20 protein-coding genes are annotated in these 20,992 nt (G+C 47.4%); 5 read left to right on the forward strand and 15 right to left on the reverse strand.

Translation table 11 applies throughout. The features are described from left to right. Window positions 1-7 precede the first annotated feature (7 nt). From cobM to OCV70_RS12705, 4 genes are all read right to left on the reverse strand, one after another. The gene (gene cobM / locus OCV70_RS12690; RefSeq protein ID WP_173766325.1) at window positions 8-766 is read right to left on the reverse strand and encodes a precorrin-4 C(11)-methyltransferase; all 759 of its coding nucleotides are present in this window, start codon (window positions 764-766) and stop codon (window positions 8-10) included. After that, window positions 763-1,455, reverse strand: coding sequence for a precorrin-2 C(20)-methyltransferase (gene cobI / locus OCV70_RS12695; RefSeq protein WP_021926016.1), 693 nt, complete (start codon window positions 1,453-1,455; stop codon window positions 763-765). Before cobI ends, cobM begins: the two co-directional genes overlap by 4 nt. Window positions 1,456-1,526: 71 nt before the next feature. Further along, on the reverse strand, window positions 1,527-2,699 hold the full coding sequence (gene cbiD, locus OCV70_RS12700; RefSeq protein WP_173766327.1) for a cobalt-precorrin-5B (C(1))-methyltransferase CbiD: 1,173 nt from the start codon (window positions 2,697-2,699) through the stop codon (window positions 1,527-1,529). Between the two features lie 340 nt (window positions 2,700-3,039). Next, on the reverse strand, window positions 3,040-4,383 hold the full coding sequence (locus tag OCV70_RS12705; protein WP_021926014.1) for an MATE family efflux transporter: 1,344 nt from the start codon (window positions 4,381-4,383) through the stop codon (window positions 3,040-3,042). Between the two features lie 326 nt (window positions 4,384-4,709). Between OCV70_RS12705 and OCV70_RS12710 the strand changes: the two genes are divergently transcribed. Then, entirely contained in the window at window positions 4,710-5,651 is a 942-nt protein-coding gene (locus OCV70_RS12710; RefSeq protein WP_262579734.1) for an RluA family pseudouridine synthase, read from the forward strand. 150 nt (window positions 5,652-5,801) lie between these two features. Here OCV70_RS12710 and OCV70_RS12715 read toward each other — a convergent pair whose 3' ends face one another. The 3 genes from OCV70_RS12715 to coaBC form a co-directional block, all read right to left on the reverse strand. Then, window positions 5,802-6,566, reverse strand: coding sequence for a type III pantothenate kinase (locus OCV70_RS12715; RefSeq protein ID WP_021926012.1), 765 nt, complete (start codon window positions 6,564-6,566; stop codon window positions 5,802-5,804). A gap of 89 nt (window positions 6,567-6,655) precedes the next feature. Continuing rightward, window positions 6,656-7,306 carry an ECF transporter S component gene (locus tag OCV70_RS12720; RefSeq protein WP_021926011.1) on the reverse strand — a complete coding sequence of 217 codons (651 nt, stop codon included), beginning with the start codon at window positions 7,304-7,306 and terminating at the stop codon, window positions 6,656-6,658. 70 nt (window positions 7,307-7,376) lie between these two features. Further along, window positions 7,377-8,579 (reverse strand): bifunctional phosphopantothenoylcysteine decarboxylase/phosphopantothenate--cysteine ligase CoaBC, encoded by a 1,203-nt coding sequence (coaBC, locus tag OCV70_RS12725; RefSeq protein ID WP_117853945.1) that lies wholly within the window; start codon window positions 8,577-8,579, stop codon window positions 7,377-7,379. 255 nt (window positions 8,580-8,834) lie between these two features. On the opposite strand from coaBC, the gene mnmM reads away from it, so the two are divergent. Next, window positions 8,835-9,398 carry a tRNA 5-(aminomethyl)-2-thiouridylate-methyltransferase MnmM gene (mnmM, locus tag OCV70_RS12730; protein ID WP_173766353.1) on the forward strand — a complete coding sequence of 188 codons (564 nt, stop codon included), beginning with the start codon at window positions 8,835-8,837 and terminating at the stop codon, window positions 9,396-9,398. Between the two features lie 121 nt (window positions 9,399-9,519). Here the strand turns inward: mnmM and OCV70_RS12735 are convergent, their stop codons facing one another. The 4 genes from OCV70_RS12735 to OCV70_RS12750 form a co-directional block, all read right to left on the reverse strand. Continuing rightward, the gene (locus OCV70_RS12735; protein WP_021926008.1) at window positions 9,520-10,272 is read right to left on the reverse strand and encodes a peptidylprolyl isomerase; all 753 of its coding nucleotides are present in this window, start codon (window positions 10,270-10,272) and stop codon (window positions 9,520-9,522) included. Between the two features lie 116 nt (window positions 10,273-10,388). Continuing rightward, window positions 10,389-10,730, reverse strand: coding sequence for a nitrous oxide-stimulated promoter family protein (locus OCV70_RS12740; RefSeq protein WP_021926007.1), 342 nt, complete (start codon window positions 10,728-10,730; stop codon window positions 10,389-10,391). After that, the gene (gene codB, locus OCV70_RS12745) at window positions 10,720-11,982 is read right to left on the reverse strand and encodes a cytosine permease (RefSeq protein ID WP_021926006.1); all 1,263 of its coding nucleotides are present in this window, start codon (window positions 11,980-11,982) and stop codon (window positions 10,720-10,722) included. Before codB ends, OCV70_RS12740 begins: the two co-directional genes overlap by 11 nt. A 24-nt stretch (window positions 11,983-12,006) precedes the next feature. Then, entirely contained in the window at window positions 12,007-13,158 is a 1,152-nt protein-coding gene (locus tag OCV70_RS12750; protein WP_021926005.1) for a hypothetical protein, read from the reverse strand. Window positions 13,159-13,339: 181 nt separating this feature from the next. Here OCV70_RS12750 and OCV70_RS12755 point away from each other — a divergent pair, with 181 nt between their 5' ends. Further along, window positions 13,340-13,819, forward strand: a complete 480-nt coding sequence (locus OCV70_RS12755) for an S-ribosylhomocysteine lyase (protein WP_021926004.1) — start codon at window positions 13,340-13,342, stop codon at window positions 13,817-13,819. Between the two features lie 197 nt (window positions 13,820-14,016). Here OCV70_RS12755 and OCV70_RS12760 read toward each other — a convergent pair whose 3' ends face one another. Both OCV70_RS12760 and OCV70_RS12765 read right to left on the reverse strand, forming a co-directional pair. Further along, window positions 14,017-14,499, reverse strand: coding sequence for an SH3 domain-containing protein (locus OCV70_RS12760; protein WP_021926003.1), 483 nt, complete (start codon window positions 14,497-14,499; stop codon window positions 14,017-14,019). A 196-nt stretch (window positions 14,500-14,695) separates the two neighbouring features. After that, on the reverse strand, window positions 14,696-15,721 hold the full coding sequence (locus OCV70_RS12765) for an XdhC family protein (RefSeq protein WP_021926002.1): 1,026 nt from the start codon (window positions 15,719-15,721) through the stop codon (window positions 14,696-14,698). Window positions 15,722-15,799: 78 nt separating this feature from the next. Between OCV70_RS12765 and OCV70_RS12770 the strand changes: the two genes are divergently transcribed. Next, on the forward strand, window positions 15,800-17,011 hold the full coding sequence (locus OCV70_RS12770; RefSeq protein WP_021926001.1) for a cation:dicarboxylate symporter family transporter: 1,212 nt from the start codon (window positions 15,800-15,802) through the stop codon (window positions 17,009-17,011). Between the two features lie 95 nt (window positions 17,012-17,106). Here the strand turns inward: OCV70_RS12770 and hydA are convergent, their stop codons facing one another. Beyond that, complete coding sequence (gene hydA, locus OCV70_RS12775) at window positions 17,107-18,486, reverse strand: dihydropyrimidinase (RefSeq protein ID WP_021926000.1); 1,380 nt, start codon at window positions 18,484-18,486, stop codon at window positions 17,107-17,109. Between the two features lie 278 nt (window positions 18,487-18,764). On the opposite strand from hydA, the gene OCV70_RS12780 reads away from it, so the two are divergent. Next, a complete protein-coding gene (locus OCV70_RS12780) occupies window positions 18,765-19,400 on the forward strand; it encodes a helix-turn-helix transcriptional regulator (RefSeq protein WP_021925999.1) in 636 nt (211 codons plus the stop codon). Between the two features lie 99 nt (window positions 19,401-19,499). Here the strand turns inward: OCV70_RS12780 and OCV70_RS12785 are convergent, their stop codons facing one another. Next, a complete protein-coding gene (locus OCV70_RS12785; RefSeq protein WP_117853957.1) occupies window positions 19,500-20,828 on the reverse strand; it encodes an MATE family efflux transporter in 1,329 nt (442 codons plus the stop codon). Window positions 20,829-20,992: the final 164 nt, after the last annotated feature.

Here is a 20,992-nt window from a genome sequence, read left to right on the forward strand (position 1 = left end):
ATTTCAATTACTTTGTTGCTTCACGGAACTCTGTTGTAAATCCCGGGTCATAGAGCCTAGAACGGTCATAGTGTGCTGCATTTACGCAGTCACCGATGATCATAAGGGCTGTCTTTGTAATGTTGTTTTCTTTGGCAGTCTGAGCCAGAGTGCCTACTGTGCACACAAATTTTTTCTCATCCTCCCAGGTTGCCTTGTAAACAATGGCTGCCGGAGTGTCTGCTGTGTAGCCGCCCTCGATCAGTCTTCTGCTCAGTTTCTCCAGCATTCCTGTGCTGAGAAAAACAACCATAGTTGCCTGATGAGCAGCAAAGGACTGGATACTCTCCTTGGGCGGAACCGGAGTTCTGCCTTCCATACGGGTGATGATCACGCTCTGGGAAATGTCCGGCAAAGTATATTCCAGATTCAGTGCGCTTGCTGCGCCGCAGAATGCACTGACGCCAGGACAGTAATCATAAGCGATTCCCTTTTCATCCAGAACATCCATCTGTTCCCGGATAGCACCGTAAATACAAGGATCTCCTGTGTGAAGTCTTACTGTTGTCTTGCCTGCAGCCTCTGCTTTTTCCATTACGGAAAGTACTTCTTCCAGGGTCATTTTGGCACTGTTGTAAATAGTGCAGATGTCCTTGGTGCACTCAAGAAGCTTGGGATTTACCAGGGATCCGGCATAGATTACCACATCTGCTTCCTCTAAGTATTTTTTTCCTCTTACTGTGATCAGGTCCGGGGCACCGGAACCTGCTCCTACGAAATGAATCATGGCTTTTTCTCCTCTTTTACAATAATTAATGAATAGTATCCTGCATCTTCCGGGATTTCATCTACGGTTCTGTATATTTGCTCATCCGGCATACCGCAGTTCTGGATCATCATGGCTTCGCTGCCGGATGCTTTGATCTGCTCTTTCACTGTTTTCATCTGTTTTCCGGTTTTCATCAGCACCTTGGTGCCGGGAAGCTTCAGTGCCTCTTCAATCTGGTAAGAAGCCGGGATCACGTGAAGCTGCTGGGCTTTTTCTACCAGGCCCTGGTTAAATCTGGCACTTACCGCGCAAAATGAAGTGATGCCGCTTACGATTTCTGTGTCGTATCCCATCTGTGCCACACGTTTGTGCACATAAAGGTAGGTGGAATAGACGGTGGGATCTCCAAGGGTCAAAAATACCACATTTTTGCCCTGATCCAGCTGGTCTGCGATGATTCTGGTGCCTTCGTCATGAACCTGCTTCAACTGTTCTTTGTCCTTGGTCATGGGCATGGGAAGGGATATCATCTGCTTGGTATCGATTTCCGGGTATGCGCCCTTCATGATCTTGTAGGCTACGGATTCCCTGGGATTTTCCCCTGGGAACGCCAGTATGTCTGCTTCTTTTGTAAGTCGTAAGGCTTTGAGTGTAACAAGTTCCGGATCTCCCGGACCTACACCTACGCCGTATAATTTTCCTGTCATTTACTTCTCTTTCCCGTAACTGCAAAATTCCTGATTGCCAGTTACGTTTCTTTTATTTTCTGCTTCCTGCATTATTTTTTCTGCAGCTCTATGTCCTGTTTCTTGATTTCTTCGATCAACTCTTTTGCATCTTTCGTCTTGCCAAGATAGCCGTATACATTGTTAAATACCACTGCCCCAAGCTTGATCTGTTCATAGGAACGGTGGTCCAGATAAAACTGGATTTTTTTCATGATTTCTTCCATTGTGGGCTGCAAAAGCTGCTTCTCATGAAGAACGTCCAGGGCTTCATCTGTTGTATTGCAGTTTAAAACCGCTCTTGCGGTGTCGCCGTCAGCTCCTGCACGAAGGGCATTGGAAGCCAGTACTTCCATACGGGCATCTGCACTATGGGAATGGGTGTTCATGATCCCGGCTGCCACTTTTACAAATTTGCCGATATGAGCCACAAAAAGAATGCCTTTTACCCCCATGTCTACTGCCATATCAATGGTCTCGCCTACGTAGTTGCTGCACTTGATATTCCGCTCAAAGGGCAATGTCATATGCTCTCTTAAATAGTCTGCGCCATAGTTGCCCGGAGTGGCAAGAATGTACTGCTCGCCCTGGACGAAATGCTGCTTCATTTCTACGTGGATGCTCTCCACCAGCGCTTTTTCACTCATGGGCTCCACAATTCCGGAGGTTCCCAAAATGGAAATTCCGCCTGTAATTCCAAGCCTCGGATTAAAAGTTTTCTTGCCGATTTCCACGCCCTCGGGCACAGAGATCACCACTTTCAGCCCGCCCTCATAGTCGTAAGACACAGCAGCTTCCTCTGCTTCACGAAGAATCATGGCCCGGGGAACTGGGTTGATTGCCGCCTCTCCTACCTGCTGGGAAAGTCCCGGTCTTGTCACGCGGCCAACACCGATTCCGCCGTCTATCTGGATTCCTGGTTCTTTTGTCTTTGATACGGTGGCGTATACCAGGATCCCATTGGTGGTGTCCGGGTCATCCCCTGCGTCTTTTTTGACAGCGCAGGTGACCTGGTTTTCTTCGATCTGAATGTGGTGGAGTTCCAGATCCAGGAGAATTCCTTTGGGCGTCATAAGAGGAACGCTGTCCAGCTTCTTTTTCCCAAGGAGCATCAGCGCTGCGCCTTTGCAGGCAGCTGCCGCGCAGGAGCCTGTGGTGTAGCCGAAGCGCATTTTCTTCTGTCCGCGGATCACGTAGTACTCTTCCAGACCGGTTTTGTGTGCCATATCCTTTGCCTCCGTAGGTATAAAAGTAAATTTTTCAGCTATTGGCTGGGATTTTTAATGGAAACCATTTTCCGCAGCCAGGCTTACACAAAAAAAGCTCTGTCGTAACGTGACAACAAAGCTTCTTTTCCCAGAATGATCCCGGTTGCCGCAGGAAATCCTGTTCCTGAAAAAGCATCCAGTATCTGACTGTACAGTAACGGACTTGTGCAGGAGTTCCACCTGCTTCCTGAAAATACTTTTCCCTGTTTTTATCCGTTACATTATATAATTTTGTCCTGTAAAAGTCAACAGCCAAGCCGCTCCTGACCCATCCCGACCGCAAAACTGCTGCTTTTGTTCACACAACCCTGTGTTCCATCCATTTCCCGCTTTTAAAGCGAAGACTGAATACAATTCCTCTTACGGTCCAGTCGGTGAACATTCCGATCCAGACGGCCATGGGGCCCATGCCGCAGACGCGGATCAGGTAGACGCAGAGACAGAAACGGAATACCCACATGGTGGTGCAGGAGGTGATCATGGAAAATTTCACATCTCCGGCTGCACGCATGCCGTAGGCTGGAATAAAGGCCGGCATCCATACCAGAGGCTTTACAATGGTGATCCAGAATATCATATTCAGGCACATTTTGGCACTTTCCGGCTCCATGCCGCCGATCATGGTGATCGGTTTCGCCAGTGCATACACAATCGCACAGCAGGCAATCAGAAAGACCTCTGAAAAGATCATCAGCTTTTTCATATAATACACAGCTTCGTCCTTGCGTCCTGCGCCAAGGCTCTGGCCTACTACGGTCATCAGTCCGATTCCCACGCCGATTACAGCCGTTCCGTTCAGCATCTCCATAATATTGGTCATAGCCTGAGCTGCAATGGCTGTGGTTCCAAGGGTAGACACAGTGGACTGGATTGCCAGCTTTCCAAGCTGAAACATACTGTTCTCCACACCAGAGGGCACTCCAAGTGCCAGGATCCGCTTTATCATATTTCCATCCGGGCGGATATTCAGATAATCCCTCACCGCAATGGGCTGTCTGTCTTTTCGCAGCTGATACAGAACTACCACTGCACAGAAGATTCGTGATACCAAGGTGGAAATCGCTGCTCCCGCAACTCCCATGTGAAATACCCAGATCAAAACTGCATTTCCCCCAATGTTCATCACATTGGAAATAATGGAAATCACCATTGGTCCTCTTGTATTTTCCTGGGCACGGAAAATGGAAGCTCCGGCATCATAGAGGGCGATAAATGGATAAGACAGTACGGTGTAAAAGAAATAGACCATTGAATTATCCATAACATCCGCATCTACTTTTCCGAAAATAAAGCTCAGCAGTGGTGCACGGAAAATCAGTCCCAATGTGACAATGCAGACGGAAATGGCAGTTATGATAAAAAGAGCCTGTCTGGCAGATTTGTTTGCCATCTCGTGATTTTTCTGACCAAGATACTGGGTACAGATGATGGTTCCACCTGCTGCCAGTGCGGAAAACGCCTGAATGATCAGAACGTTGATGGAGTCCACAAGGGAGACTGCGGAAATCGCCGCGGAGCCTACATTGCTGACCATCATAGTATCCACAGTTCCCATCAGTGCGTTTAAAAGCTGCTCCATAATAATAGGCACCAGAAGAGCCCGGAGCATTTTGTTGGTAAAAAGGTGCTGCTGTTGTTCCATATGTTTTCTCTTTTCCCCCTAAACGGATGATTACTGGCCACGTGCTCGGCAGCACATTTCGTCATATGTTATTGTCCACTCTGTATCCAGCAACATACTTCACGATGCACAGAAATCAGCCGTAAAAATCGATTGTATACTTCCATACACATTTTATCTGTGTTATTATACACCTTAAGCGAAAAAATTGCAGTACGAAATTCTAAATATAATGTCAGACTATTTCACAAAACGGACATGTCGTCTACCGGCGATATCATCATATATGAAAGTCAGATGTTCTGTAACATTCTTTGCCAATAAAAACAACACAGGAGGAACTTACTTTGGACCGGATTCTTACTTACACTGTACAGCCAGACGAGGAAAACATGCTGCTTCTTGATTTCCTTCGAAGCAAGGGATTTTCCCGGGGCATTCTTTCCTCTATGAAGCCGTATAAAGGAGCAATTCAGTTAAATGGGGAAAGAGGATTCGGCAAGTCGGTTCTTCATGCCGGGAATTTTCTTCGCATTCATATCCCGGAAACGGAAAGCAGCGAGAATATTCTGCCTGTGAAAATGGACCTTTCCATACTCTATGAGGACGAGGATCTCCTGGTCATAAATAAGCCGGCAGACATGCCTGTGCATCCTTCCATCGGCAATTACGACAACACCCTTGCCAACGGAGCGGCCTGGTATTTTAAGGAAAAGGGACAAACCTTCGTCTACCGCTGCATCAACCGCCTGGACCGGGATACCACAGGTGCTCTTATTCTGGCGAAAAATCCTTACAGCGCCGCAGTTCTCTCCGCCCAGATGAAGCAGCGGCAGATCCGCCGGACTTATCTGGCAATCGTTCAGGGGATCACGCCGTCCCACGGTACCATAAATGCGCCTATCGGACGGACAGACGGCTCCACTATTGAACGGCAGATTGACCCTGTAAATGGGGAGCGTGCAGTCACACATTATGAAAGGCTGGCTGCTTACGCGCTTCACGCTGGAATATTCTCTCCTGTTTCGGACGCACAGAAAACAGATTTTCTCCAGGCATATTCTTTAATCGAACTTCACCTGGAAACCGGTCGTACCCACCAGATTCGGGTGCACATGAAGCACATCGGGCACCCTCTTCCAGGAGATTTTCTCTACAATCCGGATTACAGCATCATAAAGCGCCAGCCCCTGCACTCCTACCAGCTGGAATTCACCCATCCAGTTACAAAAGAAGTCATGTGCATCACCGCCCCGGTACCAGAAGATTTCTCTAATGCTTTTCACTAATGTATGTTAAAAAAGGCAGACCAGCGCCGCACATCCTGTGCTTCCTCTGATCTGCCTTTTATATTTTCGTGTTAATACAGCCGCCATATCGACGTGTCTGGTTTTCGTATAGAGCTATTTCTGGCTTCGCGGCCGTCGCCCTATCTTCTCTTACCGATTCTTCTCATAAATAATCAGCAGCCCCTTCAGCAGAAGATCCTCATCCAGCAGGATCTCCCTGCGGCAGTGAGGAACGATCTTGCGGGCAAGACCGCCAGTGGCAACTACTGTAATCTTCTGGCCCAGTTCTTCTTCGATCCGGTCCACAATACCGTCAAGTGCAGCCGCATTGCTGTAGATCACGCCGCTTTTCATACACTCGATGGTATTTTTACCAATGATACGTTTGGGAGCCTCAATGCTGATACCACTCAGCTGAGAAGCACGGGCTGTGAGGGCATCCAGGGACACTCCCATTCCGGGAAAAATCATACCGCCCACATAATGTTTCTTTTCATCAACCACGCTCACCGTGCTTGCAGTTCCCATATCGATAATCGCCAGAGGAAGGGGATACTCATGGATTCCCGCAACCGCATTTGCCACCAGGTCAGCGCCAAGCTGTCCCGGATTATCCATCATAATATTCAGACCGGTCTTCACTCCAGGTCCCAGAACCATGGGCTCCTTGTGAAGCACCTTCTCAGCAGCAAGCTTCACGGCATTGGTGATCTGGGGAACTACAGAGGAAATGATGCAGCCTTCAATATCTGTACGTTTAATGTGGTAAATGTCAACAACCGTTTTTAAATCAACTGCATATTCCAGCTCTGTTTTTGTGCGGACCGTAGAAAGTCTCTCAATAAAATAAGTCTTCTCCCGGTCAATGCACCCAACCACAATGTTTGTATTTCCGATATCAATTGCTAAGATCATAGTTTCCCTCCATAGTTTCTTATCAGCCGTCTGGCCTTTTTCCCGTCCGCAGTCAAAGTCTGCCCGGACATAAATCATCTATCTGTATTTTAAACCTCTGCTGCCTTTACCGCCTTGTCAGCCTTTTTCTCTGCGCCAGGAAGCAGTCTTGCCTTATAAAGGGCAGCTCCCACAGCACCCGTGATCACAGTGGCGGAAATCATCTCGCATACTGCGTTGATTCCTACAAATGTGCAGATAAACAGAATTACATTTTTTCCGCCCATAAGGCCCTGCACATACTCTGTATTTCCGAAAAGTCCTACCAGCAGTGCCATAAAGAACAAAGTGTTCAGAAATGCGGAGCAAAAGCCTGTCACTGCACAGGAAACATAAATATTTTTTGATTTTTTGCGAACGCCCTGGAAAATATATCCAAGCAGAAGTCCGTCAACCAGTCTTGGGATAAATCTCTGTACAAATGCCAGAAATGGATTGATTCCGAATAAGGTAGCACCCATAATGCTGGTACCGCCAATGCCGATACACTGTCCGAAGCTGGTCAGTCCGAATACGGCTCCGGCAATGGCTCCGCCTACAGGTCCCATTGTAATTGCGCTGATGGCAACCGGAATAATGTTAAAAGTAATGGCAAGAGGTCCGATATTCAGGTAGCCAAGAGGTGTGTAAGCCATCAGAAGCAGGATTGCTATCATCAGGCCAAGCAGTGTGATTTGAGATGTTGTAAATTTTTTGTTCATAATGATCCTCCTTGTTATCGTTCCCGTAAAAGGGATACAATACGGTATGGACTGACGGGCATGTGTTCTTTTATTTACCCGTCACTCTTAAAAAAAGTATTCTATCCAGGATTTTACTGGCTGCATCCTCCTTGCTCATAAGCGGGAGTGACACTTCCTCATCCTGTGTAATCAGAGTCAGAACATTGGTGTCCCCCTGGAATCCGGCGCCAGCCATTTTTACATTGTTGGCAGCTACCATATCCAGATTTTTCTTTGTAAGCTTGACTCTGGAATTACCGATCATATTCTGTGTTTCCATGGAAAATCCGCACAGAAACTGTCCATCCGGTTTGTGCTCCCCGAGATACTTCAGAATGTCATCTGTTCTCTCAAGGGCAATGGACATATCGTCGTCTTTCTTCTTGATCTTCTCATCGCTGACGGTAGCCGGACGGTAATCCGCAACAGCTGCTGCCTTGATGATAATATCCTGTTCCTTGCTTACCGCTGTGACAGCCTCATACATATCCCTTGCTGTCACCACCGGAACCACCTTCACAAAGGGCGGCGGCGCAATGGCAGTACGTCCACTTACCAGTGTGACATCTGCACCTCGCAGCATTGCCATTTTCGCAATGGCGTAGCCCATCTTGCCGGAAGAATGGTTGGTAATATAGCGGACCGGATCAATGGCCTCCTGGGTAGGACCAGCTGTGACAAGCAGCTTCAGCCCTTTCATATCCTTCTCGCAGGCGCACTCTCTCATAATATAGGACAAAAGAGTCTCCGGCTCCGGCATTTTGCCGGCTCCTGTGTCGCCGCAGGCAAGATAGCCCACTGCAGGATCGATCACTTCATATCCGTAATGCTCCAGGGTCTTTAAATTATCCTGGACAATGGGATTCTCAAACATATTGGTATTCATGGCCGGGGAAATAATTTTTTTGCATCTGCATGCCATGATGGTAGTGGTCAGCATATCATCTGCAATTCCATGTGCCAGCTTGCCGATCACATTGGCACTGGCCGGGGCGATCATCACCACATCTGCTTTCTTGGCAATGGACACATGCTCTACCTGGAACTGGAAATTCCGGTCAAAGGTGTCCACCAGGCATTTATTCCCGGTAAGAGTCTCAAAGGTAATGGGATTGATAAAGTTCGTGGCATTCCTGGTCATCAGCACATGAACGTCCGCGTGCTGCTTCTTCAGCGCACTTGCAAGATATGCGATCTTATATGCGGCAATACTGCCTGTCACTCCCAGAAGAACGGTCTTTCCCTCTAACATTCGTTTTCCTCTTTTCTCTTTAAACTCATGGGGACATTTTTCTGTCCGTACCGCTTATTATAAAACAAATATAGCTCTGATTGCAATGTATTTTTTCCATGTATAGCTTTTCGTACATGCTGCGCTGCCGCGGTCAGCCTTTTTATTGCCCGCATCCGGCAGATTTTTTTGCCATTTTTCCATGAATATAAAAGGAAAATCTGCTATAATGAAATGGCATTTTAGATATCATCGAATCCAAGCGGAAAGGACTTTATCATGAATTATCAGATCACACAGTGGTGCGCCCACTTTATCACAGAGCATGTAAAGGAAGGAGACCTGTGCATTGACGCTACCATGGGAAACGGAAACGACACCCTGCTCCTTAGCCGTCTTTGCGGGGAAAAAGGCCATGTACTTGCCTTTGACATCCAGGAACTGGCCCTTGCCCACACCAGGGAGCGCCTGGAAAAAGAAAATGCAGCTCACAACTATGAGCTGATCCTGGATTCCCATGCAAATATGGGAAACTACGCTGCGCCCATGAGTGTAAGCTGCATTGTGTTTAACTTCGGCTATCTGCCGGGAGGGGATCACAGTCTGGCCACCAGGCCTGATTCCAGCATTCTGGCCCTTCAGGCTTCCCTTGGCCTTCTGAAAAAAGGCGGAATCCTGATGCTGTGCATTTACAGCGGCGGCGATTCCGGATTTGAGGAGCGGGATGCCCTTCTTAGCTGGCTGAAAAAACTGGACTCCAGAAAATATCTGGTAATCAAAACCGAATACTACAACCGTCCCAACAATCCGCCTATGCCTGTGCTTGTAGTAAAACAATAACCTCTGCATCTGCATTATATCTCATAAAAAATTTTGTCCAGCCAAAGCCGCACAGCACAAACTGCGCAGGCCGAAGCTGGACAAAACATCGATTGCAGATGTAAAATTGCAGACTCCGAAATCAGTCTGTAATAATCACGCTCGTCATCACCGGCTGCTGGTCTGCGGAAATAGTTCCGTTATTATCCGTCGGCTTGGCATCCTTGCAGATCTGGTCCACAATGTCCATGCCCTCTGTCACATGGCCGAAAGCTGCATACTGTCCGTCCAGATAAGTGCTGTCTGACTGCACAATAAAGAACTGGGAGCTTGCGCTGTCCGGATCTGAGGATCTTGCCATGGAGATTACGCCTCTTTCATGGGAAATGTTATTCTCCACGCCGTTTTCAGAGAATTCTCCTTTGATGGTCTCATCAGAGCCGCCTCTTCCGGTTCCCTCCGGATCGCCGCCCTGGATCATGAAGCCGTCAATAATACGGTGGAAAGTCAGCCCGTCATAGAAATGCTCCTGTGCCAGCTTCACAAAGTTGGTAACGCTGATAGGCGCTGTATCCGCATCCAGTTCCACCTTGATGGTGCCGTAATCCTTCACTTCAATTTCCGCATGGTGGATGCCGATAAGGGGCTGTGAAGTATCCAGTACTGCCTCATCTGTCACAGTTCCTTTCTCATCCGTACCGTCTGAAAAACCGGAAACTTCCTCGTCAGTTCCCTGCTCTTCACTTGTATCGGAAGAGTTCTCTTCTGTGGCCTCATCTGTCTTTTCTTCTGTATTTTGGGTTTCTTCTTTCGCATTGTCTGTGCCGCAGCCTGCCAGCAGTCCCACTGACAGGGTTGCAGTCATCAACATTGCCAGAATTTTTCTTTTCTTCATAATTCGCCTCCAGATTACGTTCTTAAGTATGTGTATTTGGATAAAAAACGGCGCCAGGCTTTTCCTGACGCCATCTTTTCTCATTATAACGAAATTGTCGCAAAATACAATTGATTTCACAAATTGTTCAATTTCTTTTTCTCTTTCTTGGATTCCACCACATGGCGGATCGCTGCTATGGGATGATGAAACAGCATCCTTGGACCGGAGAAACGCATGACTTCACGGATCTTTTCCCGCATTTCCGGCTTATAGCAGTGCACCTTGCAGTTGGAACAGAAGGTCTTGGTCTCCATAAACGGGCATTTCTCGCTGCGCATTCTGGCATAGGCATCCAGCGCGGCACATTCCGGGCAAAGCCCGTCTTTGCTGTGGTGCTGCTTTTTGCAGTAAAGCTGGATCATCTGGGAAACCATTTTCTTTTCCCGTTCCCGCTTTTTCTCTATTTTAGTGCTCATTGACAACTCCTCTGGTACCTGGCATCAGCTGTCCGATCATGTAGCACACAGCTGCCACAGCCATACCGTTGATGGAAGCCACACCCCAGTTCAGCACATTTGCCACAATGGTTCCAAGCACAACACCTGCAACGGAAAACCAGTTTACCGTTTTCAGTGCCGGATTCTCTTTCTCATACTCTTTCCGGTTCATGAAATAGTCCATTACCAGAATGATTCCAACTGGCGGAAGGGTACAGTTAAGAATGTTCAGCCAGTCACAGAAATTGTAGTACAGCCATACAGAAGCCACCGTTCCGATGATTCCGGAAATCAGTACCATTGGTTTCTTTTTCTGATGGAAAATGTTGGCAAGACCAAGACCTGCTGTATAAAGGGCATTGTCGTTGGTGGTCCAGATGTTAAGGCCCAACACCAAAACAGCCAGATAAAACAGGTTCAAGCGGATCATAACCTCAAAAATATCGTTTCCTCCTACAAAAATAGAAGAAACAGCACCGAAGAAGAACATCAGGGAGTTGCCGATAAAGAACGCAACCACTGTGGTGATCGCGCCGACCTTGCCGTTCTTTGCGAAACGGGCAAAGTTCGGGGTTGCGGTTCCGCCGGATACAAAAGAACCTACCACCAGTCCTGCGCCGCCTACAATGGTCAGGCTTCCGCTGGATTTGGCGAACTGGTCAATGATGGTGCCATCTCCCTGCTGTACCGCCATCACCATTGCAACAGTACCAAGAACCGCTACCAGCGGCACTGCAATATAGCTGACAATGGTAAGGGAATCGATTCCAAAATAAGCGGAAGCAGTCATGCATACACCAGCCAGGATCACAAGTCCCCACATGGCAGCATCGCTTCCCCCAAGAAGCTCCTTGGATACCGGAATGGCAAACATGGCAAGTCCCACGCCGAACCAGCCGATCTGGGTGAAACTGATCATGGCTGATGGAAGGTAGGAGCCTTTTTCCCCGAATGCTCTTCTGGAGAGAAGGTCAAGGGATAATCCAGTCTTGGCACCTACGTATCCAAGCAGTCCGGTGTAAGCCCCAAGGATCACGCCGCCAAGAATCAGGGATTTCACAAAGCCCCAGAAATCAAGTCCTTCTGCCAGCTGCTGGCCAACCCACATGCTTGCGGAAAAGAAGGTAAATCCCAGCATGATCATGAACATAGTAACCAGGCCTTTGCGGCTGTCTGCCGGAACTGCCTTTGACGCAAAGTCAACGTCTTTTGTTTTTTTGTTTTTACTCATTTTCTTTCTCCTGTAGTTGCATCATCATAAAATGTATTTGCGCAGCGCAGTTGTGAATTCTTCGATTCTCTGCTGGGCAATCTCTTTCAAGGTTACCTGTTTCAGACAGTCTGCGAAGCGCATTTCCATCTCATACAGCCATTTGGTCTGGGCGGACTCAATCTCCTGGAAGTGGTTGCAGGCCAGCCAGTCCTCGTAACTGATCGGCAGTGCATAGCCTAATTTTTCCTCGATCAGGGCGTTCATGTCGATCACATCGCAGCGCTCTAACATGCCCTTCCAGAAGTCCAGAACCTCCTCCACATGCTCATGGATCTCATATCTTCTGGCGCCGCCATCGTAGATAATGCATTTCTCAAACAGAGGATCCCGCATGGAAAGGGTTTCTCTTCGAAACTCCGGTGCGATGATGCCGTCTTTCCAGTAGAAATCCACGTCCGGAAGATTGATCCCGGATACGCCCTTGTCCTGATAGGTGCTGAAGATTCCCTCATAGTAAACGGTGATAAATCCCTCGAAGTCCGGCCAGTACTCGCGGATCTCGCTGGTAAGCTTCTCCAGGATCTCGATTCCCTTGGTGCCGCCGATGGTGAAGATGATGATGTTCCGAAGCTTGGCTCCATGTGCCCGGTAGAAATCGGTTACATAGCGCAGGCAGTGGATCAGAGTTTCGCCGGAGGCAATGATATCGCCGATCATAAGGGTGCTGTCCGGCACCATGGTAAGCTTGCTGTACTTGATCTCCAGTCCTGCGATCTCGTCCTCCTGGAACACACGCTCGCTGGACAAAAAGCTGATGTCGTGTACGCGGATGTGCTCGCGATAGCAGCTCTCCTCAAGAGGATAGTTCAGGGCACCGCGAAGAATGGACAGGATGTTGGCTGTTGTCACCTTCTTCTGTTCCTTGAAATAGTAAAGCATCTGTGAGGTAGCAGGGATCAGGCAGTGGTAAACCTCATAGCCTACAACCTCCGGTGTGTTCATCAGTTTTCTTGTCTCCGCCTCTGATACCACATAGTATTCGTTCACATAGTCTCCGCCTGCCAGCTTGTAGCAGTCCACACCCTGATCAGAAAATTCTCTGACCAGTCTTACGTTTTCCCAGTTTTTCATCTGTCGTTTTCCAAACCCTTTCTCGCTTTTTCCGTAAAAAAGGCCCTCTTTTGCGTCGATCACATATTGGTTCCAGCAAAAGACAGCCTGTTTTTTTAACAAAGATGATATGATGAATAGGCTTTATTGTCAAGTGAAAATCCAGGAAATTTTTCTTTCCAGGATTCCTGTCTTGCCACTTTTTCCAGAGTCTGCTAAAATCAAGGGAGAATTTTATACTTTACAGAAAGCGAGGACCTTTTTTATGGAAAAGATTACCAGTTTTACAATAGACCACATCAAGCTTCAGCCGGGAGTGTATGTTTCCCGCAAGGATCCGGTTGGAAACAGCGTGATCACCACTTTTGACATCCGCATGACTTCCCCCAATGAGGAGCCTGTGATGAATACTGCAGAACTTCACACCATTGAGCATCTTGCAGCTACTTTTCTTCGCAACCACAGGGAATTCGGCCCTAAGATGATCTACTGGGGACCTATGGGCTGCCGTACCGGAAATTATCTTCTGCTGAACGGGGATTATGAATCTAAGGACATTGTGCCGCTTATGATCGAAACTTTTGAGTTTATCCGGGATTTCGAGGGCGAGGTGCCGGGCGCGTCTGCAAAGGACTGTGGAAACTACCTGGACATGAACCTTGGCATGGCAAAATATCTTGCAAAGAAGTTTCTGGATGAAGTGCTTTACGATATTAAACCGGACAGACTGGTTTATCCAGAGTAAACCAGTTTCCGAAAATCAGTTTCTTCGCATCTTCGGAAACTACAGAACATATTTGCATTCAGGTCATGAATCTGCATATTCATGCAGTTGAATCAGAAGCAAATTCAAAACTTTCATGAAAAATGCCAGATGAGCAAATCACAAACACTCTGATTCCTGCCCATCTGGCATTTTTTTATTTCGTTCTCTTCAAAGCATCAGCCTTCTGTGGAAGCGTCAACTGCCTGATCTGCACCGACATCTGCGGCTCCATTCGCTGCGCCTGCGTCTGCAGCTACTGCACTTACATAATCACCGGATACATATGCGGTCTGTCCCTCATAGGAAACCTCAACCCATCCATTGTCGCACACACCTGTGCTAGTAAGCTGTGTGCCGTTTGCCACGCTGGCAACCAGAGCTGCATCTGTGCTTGCATCTGCACGAAGGTTTACATCTGCATTGGCAACGTAAGTACCATCCTGTTTGGTTACGTTCACGCCGCTTGCAGTCTGTACGACTACAACCTCAGGTGTAGGTGTTGCCTCTGGAGTAGGTGTTGCCTCCGGGGTAGGGGTTGGAATCGGAGTAGGGGTAGCCTGTATAACAGTAACGGTTGCTCCTGCGCCTTCCTCAAATCCGCATCCCGGGATGCAAAGTGCTGCGCCAAGAAGCAGAGCAGCCAAACCTGCTTTTCTCATAGTATTATTCCTCCTTTACAAAGCATCACTGCCTTGGATTCATGTTACTGTCCACTCCATGCACAGTAACGGATTGATTCTTCTGTTATGAAAGTCAGCTGCCTCCTATCAGCAGCCGCATACTCTTTTTGCGAATCGTTACAATTAATATACAGTATTATTACAAAATATGCAAGTCCTAAGTGAAGGGAACTGCTTACACCCGCTCGAATACCACCGTTACCTGGCCGCCGCAGATCATGCCAAGGCTGTCTTTGCCGTCGGCGGTGAGGGCGTAGTGCTTCACTTCTTTGTCCTTCACTTCCGGGCAGTGGTTGATGGCTTCGAATTCTACCTTGCCGCCGCCAATGCTGCCTTCGATATGGCCGGATGGCTCCACAAACATTTTGCTGCCTACTCCTCTTGGGGAGGAACCGGATTTCTCGGCAATGGTCACCATTACGCCATGGCGGCCCTCCTGTACTGCTGCCTCTACCTTTTCATCGCAGTAGGCGCTGTAGTGCTGATTTTTCACCTTGACAATCTCTGCCATAATGCTGACTGCAATTTCCTCGGGAAGCTGTCCGCCAAGAGGGATTCCGATGGGGGCATGAACCTGATCAAGTTCTTCCAGGGAATAGCCCTCCTTCAGGAGATTTTCCCGGGTGATCCGCACTTTATTTTTGCTGCCAATCATTCCCAGATACTCATAAGGACGCTTCAAAAGCCTGCGAAGGCAGTCGGCATCTCCAAGATGGCCTCTTGTCAGGATCACGTAATAGGCGTTTTCATAGGGAACAATGTACTGATCCAAATCCTTGAAATCCCCGTAAACCAGCTCGTCTGCCTCCGGGAAGCGCTCTTTTGTCACAAAATCTTCTCTGTCATCCATGATGGTCACATGAAAGCCCAGCATTTTTCCCAGATGGGCGGTAGGCTGGGATACGTGACCGCCGCCGAAAATAGCAAGCCTTGGATTTTTGCGATAGTCTTCCACGAAAATCCGAATGCCGTCGGCAGTTATGACTTTTGTTTCTCTAGCATCGTTTAACAGTGGGAGATATTTTTCCCAGATTTCTCTGTCTTCTTCCTGTTCTGGAATCAGGCTCTTCTCCTGCGCTGCTGCATCTGGATTTCCAGGCTGTCTCACAATACACTTTTTCCCCATGTCCGGACCATCCAGAATGATCGCTGTCTTGATCCGCCCTTTTTCTTCCAGTATTTCATAAATTTTATTATACACGACACTTCACCTCATTTTCAAAATTTCATTGCACCTTTCTTTTTCGTATATTATAATACATCGGGAGGAATTTTCACAATGAAGAAAAAAAGAATTATGACCAGTTTTCCGGTCCGGATTCTGGCGGTAAGCATCCCCGGCCTGCTTGCGGGGCTGTTTTTCAACGCCACCCGTACCATGGGATTCACATCCGGCGCACTGAATCTGGTTGTTACAACACGTTATGTACTTAGCCAGCTGATTGCATTTCTGGCACCTCTTATTATTATCGGGCTGATGGCATCCTCCATCATTTCCGTAAAAAAAGATCCCACGCCAGCCACCAAACCTGTGATCCGCATTACTTATATTTCCATGCTGGGGGCGGCTGCGTTTTCGGCGGTGCTTGGATACCTGATCATCCCAAGGCTTCCGGTTTCCACAGACAGCTTGTCCTTCCGCTTTTTGCCGGACACCCTGTTTGAGCTTCCCATTCCGGCACCGGTTTCCGCTTTAAGTGCACTTGTGCTTGCCATCCTGCTGGGATTCGGAGCCTGCTGGACCAATGCGGTGCGCACCAAGGAGCTGCTCAATGAGTTTCGGGGAATTACCCTTTCCCTGATGTCCAGGGTTCTGCTGCCGATTCTTCCAGCTTATATCGGACTTTCCCTGTGCACCCTTGCTTATCAGGGGTATTTCATTAAGTATCTGCCCCTTCTGCTTCTGACGCTGGTAATCGTGATTCCGGTGTATGGCATCTGGACTTTGCTCTTGTATTATTTTGCAGGCTCTTATTCCGGGGAAAAGCCCTGGAAAGTTCTGAAAGAATACCTGCCGGTCTGTAAGATGGCGCTGATGACCCGCTCTTCTGCAGCCACAGGCAAATATTCCCTGGAGGCAGCTTCTAAGTGTGAATGTCTGGAACAGGATCTTACAAAAGATGCACTTCCTCTTTTTACACAGATCCATCACTGCGGTTCTGTGCTTACAGAGGTATTTTTCGCGATGATGATCTCCAGGATTCTTTACGGTTCTGTTCCGGCACCTGGCACCATGGTGATTTTTTCCGTGCTTCTTGCTACCTGCTCCATTGGCACTCCGGGGCTTCCCTGGGGAACGGTGATGGTATCACTTGGAACCCTTACAGGAATCCTGAAATTCGGGGATTCGGGAGTGGCGCTGATGTTTGCGGTATTTGCCATCCATGACGGATTTGCGGCAGCCTGCAACATGACCTGTGACGGAGCGCTGGCACTGATCCTGACAGGATATGCGAAAAAGCGGGAAATTTCAAAAAACACAGATATATAAAAATATGCGCCCTTTGCGGCATAAGGCTTACCAAAAGCCACGCCGCAAAAGACGCATATTTTTTCTAAAACTTTTTCCAACAGGCTCTGGCAAAACTATGCCAGCGGCTGTCTCAATCCTCTCTTAATATAGGTTCCAAGCTTTTCCTGCACCAGTTTTCCATCCTCTACAGCCAGATTGCCGCGCAGGAATACTTTGTCAATATCCCCGTGGATTTCAAAGCCTTCATATGGGTTATTGTCCGTATTGTATGCATGTGTTTTCGCGGAAATCACATTCTCTTTTTCCGGGTCAAACACCACGATATCTGCATCGCTGCCTTCTGCGATCACACCTTTATTGGGATACACGCCATACAGCTTTGCCGGATTTTCGCAGAGAAGCTGGCACATTTTCTCCACAGAGATCCTGCCGGTGCGCACGCCATAAGTATACAGAAGAGTTCCTCTTGTCTGAACCCCGGGAAGGCCTCCTGGAATCTTGGTGAAATCTTCTTTTCCCATTGCTTTTTGCGCCAGGGTAAAGCTGCACTGGTCAGTTGCAACCGTCTGGATCTGGCCCTCTGCAAGTGCCTTCCACAGGCAGTCCTGGTCCTCTTTCTTACGGATCGGAGGTGCGCACACATACTTGGCGCCTTCGAAATCCGGTTTGGAATACACACTGTCATCCAGTACCAGATACTGGGGACAGGTTTCTGCAAAGACAGTCTGTCCGTTTTCTCTTGCGCGAAGGATTTCCTCATAAGCCTTGCGGTTGGTAAGATGAACTACCATTACCGGTGCTTTTGCCTCCTTTGCGATCACCAGAAGTCTGTGGACAGCCTCAGCCTCCATAGTGTCTGGGCGCACCAGCGGATGATTTTCCGGACCTAATCTTCCTTCCGCTTTCGCCTCCTGGATCAGCGCATCGATCACTCCTGCATTTTCACAGTGAACGCCTGCGAAGCATCCTTTCTCATTCAGGGCCTTCACAATCTTGTAAAGATCCTCATCGTCCACGATCATAGCCGGATAAGTCATATAAAGCTTGAAGCTGGTAATTCCCTCATCAATCATATCCTGGATTTCTTTTTTGGTTTCCTCATTCCACTCTACAATAGACATATGGAAAGAATAGTCGCAGGAGCATTTACCATCTGCCTTTTTGTGCCATTTCGCGAGGCCTTCCTTTAAAGTATGTCCCCCTTTGTCCTGAGAAGCAAAGTCAATGACCAGAGTGGTTCCTCCAAGGATAGCTGCCCTGGTTCCGGTTTCAAAGTCATCTGCTGTTACCGTTCCGGCAACCTCCAGGTCAAAATGCGTATGTCCGTCAATAAAGCCCGGAAACAAAAGCTTTCCGGTTACGTCCACCACCTTGGCGTCCTGCTCAAAAAGCGACTCTCCCACGCGGATGATCTTCTCTCCTTCCACCAGCACGTCCAGCTTTTTCCCGCCTGTACCTGATATTACCGTTCCGTTTTTTAAGAGATATTTCATAATCCGTCCCCCATTTCCATTATTTCTATTAGTAAATATAACATATGTTTTCACTGCGTTCAAGAAAGCTGGCACGAATTTTTTTCAGTGTGCAACAATTTTTTTGCAAAACATCTTTTTATTTCCATCCAGGCATGTTATGATATAAGAAACATACGGTAACATCCTGCACTTAAAATAATGATATAATAGTAATTGCAGACAGGATCTGAAGTCTCTTTGAAAAACTCAGGATCCAAAGCAGTTGCAAAAGATATTTACATAACAGGAGGGTAAATATGGGAAGATTAACTGTCTTACAGCAGATTGCTCAGGATATCGCTGCGGAGTTCGGAGCAGACTGCGAAGTGGTAATCCATGATCTGAAAACACAGGAGCCTGAACACTCTATTATTTATATTGTAAACGGTCACGTAACCGGACGAAATGTAGGCGACGGACCATCTGATGCTGTTTTTGACGGAATCCGGCAGAAAAGACGAGGGGACAGTGCACCTGCAGATCACAACGGTTACCTGATGAAAACCGCTGACGGCAAAATCCTTAAATGCAGCACATCCTATATTAAAGACGATGACGGCAGCCTTCATTACGTATTTGGTATTAACTATGATATTACCAAGCTGACCATGATCAACAGTGCATTGAATGATCTGATCACACCTACGGACAAGGAGGAGAAGCCTAAGCAGATCACCCACAGTGTCAATGACCTGCTTGACCGTCTGATTGAGGAATCTGTAAGTCTGGTTGGAAAGCCTGTTGCTCTTATGAATAAAGAGGATAAGGTTACTGCCATACAGTTTTTAAATGACTCCGGAGCTTTCCTTATCACGAAATCCGGAGATAAGGTAGCTAATTATTTCGGGATCTCCAAGTATACGCTGTACAGCTATATTGATGTGAATAAATAAGGTCTTACGACCACCGCCTATCCTGTTGGCCGACAGGATAGGCATTTTTTTCAAGCACAGCTTCATCGCCTTTGCAATGAAAAATCCCATAACATTTTTCTATTTATCAGTCGGCCATGACCTTCTGAGAGCCACATAGGATATTAAAAAGTTTGCAAGCCATCCAGCTGGTACAGCAAGCCAGACAAATGCAATGCCAAAACGCGGCGCAAAAATCAAAGCAACAGAAAGACGGATTGCCAGGTTCACCATATTTGCAATGAGAAATGGGCGCATGATTCCGAGACCACGAAGGACTCCATCGGTTGCCATTTTGATTCCCATAAAGATAAAGAAATAACCGAGCCATCTCATATAATCCCCAGATACCTGATAGGCCAGGGCTGTTCCGTCTTTACCAAGAAACAGCGAGGAAATTTGCGTGTGGAGCGTTTCAATTATAATGAAGGCAATGACTGCAAAACACACATCCAATACCAGTGCAGCCTGGTAGCCTTTTTTGATACGCTGTGGTTTATTTGCACCAAGGTTCTGGGAAACATATGGTGAAACCGCATTACCGATGGATACAAAAATCAGAGAAAAAACGTTCTCAACTCGCATCGTCGCCGAATACCCCGCGAGTGCCTGTGTACCGAAAGGATTTACAACTGCCTGCACGATCATCATGCCGATAGATACTGTAGACTGCTGCAGAACCGAAGGCACAGCAATTTGAAACATAGAAAGTAACTCCTGCCTGTCAAACCAGTCAAAGTGACTTTTATATCGCCGCATCCGATGGAAGAAAATCAAAAGTGAAAACACGGCAGAAATGCCTTGTGCAATCAAAGTTGCAAGCGCCGCACCGAACACGCCGAGATCAAGGCCGGCTACCATCCAAAGATCCATAAAGATATTTAAGATTGACGAAAATATCAGGAGTCCCAGTGGAATTTTTGATTCTCCTATAGAAGTAAACATCGTTGAAAGAATGTTATACATAAACAGGAACGGAAAGCCCACAAAATAGACACGCAAATACAGCACTGCGTCATCCAGTATATCGGCAGGGGTTTGCAGTGCGCTCATCATCGAGCGGGAAAAACAAAAGCCAAAAACACCAAGGACTATGCTTAGAATTAAAAAGCTAATCAAGGACGTTGACACAATGGTTTTCATTTTTCCATACTCCCTGGCACCAAAGTAACGGCTCACGAGTACACCGGCGCCGACACCTGCACCCAGCGCCACACAAATAAAAACATTGGTCAGTGCTGCACAGGCACCAACAGCTGCAAGTGCGGAGGAACCCACAAACTGACCGACGATGATGGAATCAGCCATATTATATATTTGCTGAAAAAAGCTGCCTAGAATCATCGGCATTGCAAAAACCGTCAGCGCTTTAAGAGGCGCATCTATAATCAAATACTCATCTTTTGACATTATCTTACTCTTTCCTCCATCCGAATCAATTTTATATCTTCTAAATGCAAGCTATAAGTTACGTTATGTAACAATTATAGGTAGCTATAACAGTCAAGTCAAGCTTCTGTTTACTTTTAGTAATATGAATGATATGATATTTAAGAAAAAATGATATCCAGCGA

The organism is Blautia acetigignens, from assembly GCF_025566865.1.
GTDB classification, from domain to species: domain Bacteria; phylum Bacillota; class Clostridia; order Lachnospirales; family Lachnospiraceae; genus Blautia_A; species Blautia_A acetigignens.

Coding starts and splice junctions, on each gene's coding strand:
- cobM (WP_173766325.1), bottom strand. CDS start 766: ATGATTCATTTCGTAGGAGCAGGTTCCGGTGCCCCGGACCTGATCACA.
- cobI (WP_021926016.1), bottom strand. CDS start 1,455: ATGACAGGAAAATTATACGGCGTAGGTGTAGGTCCGGGAGATCCGGAA.
- cbiD (WP_173766327.1), bottom strand. CDS start 2,699: ATGGCACACAAAACCGGTCTGGAAGAGTACTACGTGATCCGCGGACAG.
- OCV70_RS12705 (WP_021926014.1), bottom strand. CDS start 4,383: ATGGAACAACAGCAGCACCTTTTTACCAACAAAATGCTCCGGGCTCTT.
- OCV70_RS12715 (WP_021926012.1), bottom strand. CDS start 6,566: ATGATCTTAGCAATTGATATCGGAAATACAAACATTGTGGTTGGGTGC.
- OCV70_RS12720 (WP_021926011.1), bottom strand. CDS start 7,306: ATGAACAAAAAATTTACAACATCTCAAATCACACTGCTTGGCCTGATG.
- coaBC (WP_117853945.1), bottom strand. CDS start 8,579: ATGTTAGAGGGAAAGACCGTTCTTCTGGGAGTGACAGGCAGTATTGCC.
- OCV70_RS12735 (WP_021926008.1), bottom strand. CDS start 10,272: ATGAAGAAAAGAAAAATTCTGGCAATGTTGATGACTGCAACCCTGTCA.
- OCV70_RS12740 (WP_021926007.1), bottom strand. CDS start 10,730: ATGAGCACTAAAATAGAGAAAAAGCGGGAACGGGAAAAGAAAATGGTT.
- codB (WP_021926006.1), bottom strand. CDS start 11,982: ATGAGTAAAAACAAAAAAACAAAAGACGTTGACTTTGCGTCAAAGGCA.
- OCV70_RS12755 (WP_021926004.1), top strand. CDS start 13,340: ATGGAAAAGATTACCAGTTTTACAATAGACCACATCAAGCTTCAGCCG.
- OCV70_RS12760 (WP_021926003.1), bottom strand. CDS start 14,499: ATGAGAAAAGCAGGTTTGGCTGCTCTGCTTCTTGGCGCAGCACTTTGC.
- OCV70_RS12770 (WP_021926001.1), top strand. CDS start 15,800: ATGAAGAAAAAAAGAATTATGACCAGTTTTCCGGTCCGGATTCTGGCG.
- hydA (WP_021926000.1), bottom strand. CDS start 18,486: ATGAAATATCTCTTAAAAAACGGAACGGTAATATCAGGTACAGGCGGG.
- OCV70_RS12780 (WP_021925999.1), top strand. CDS start 18,765: ATGGGAAGATTAACTGTCTTACAGCAGATTGCTCAGGATATCGCTGCG.
- OCV70_RS12785 (WP_117853957.1), bottom strand. CDS start 20,828: ATGTCAAAAGATGAGTATTTGATTATAGATGCGCCTCTTAAAGCGCTG.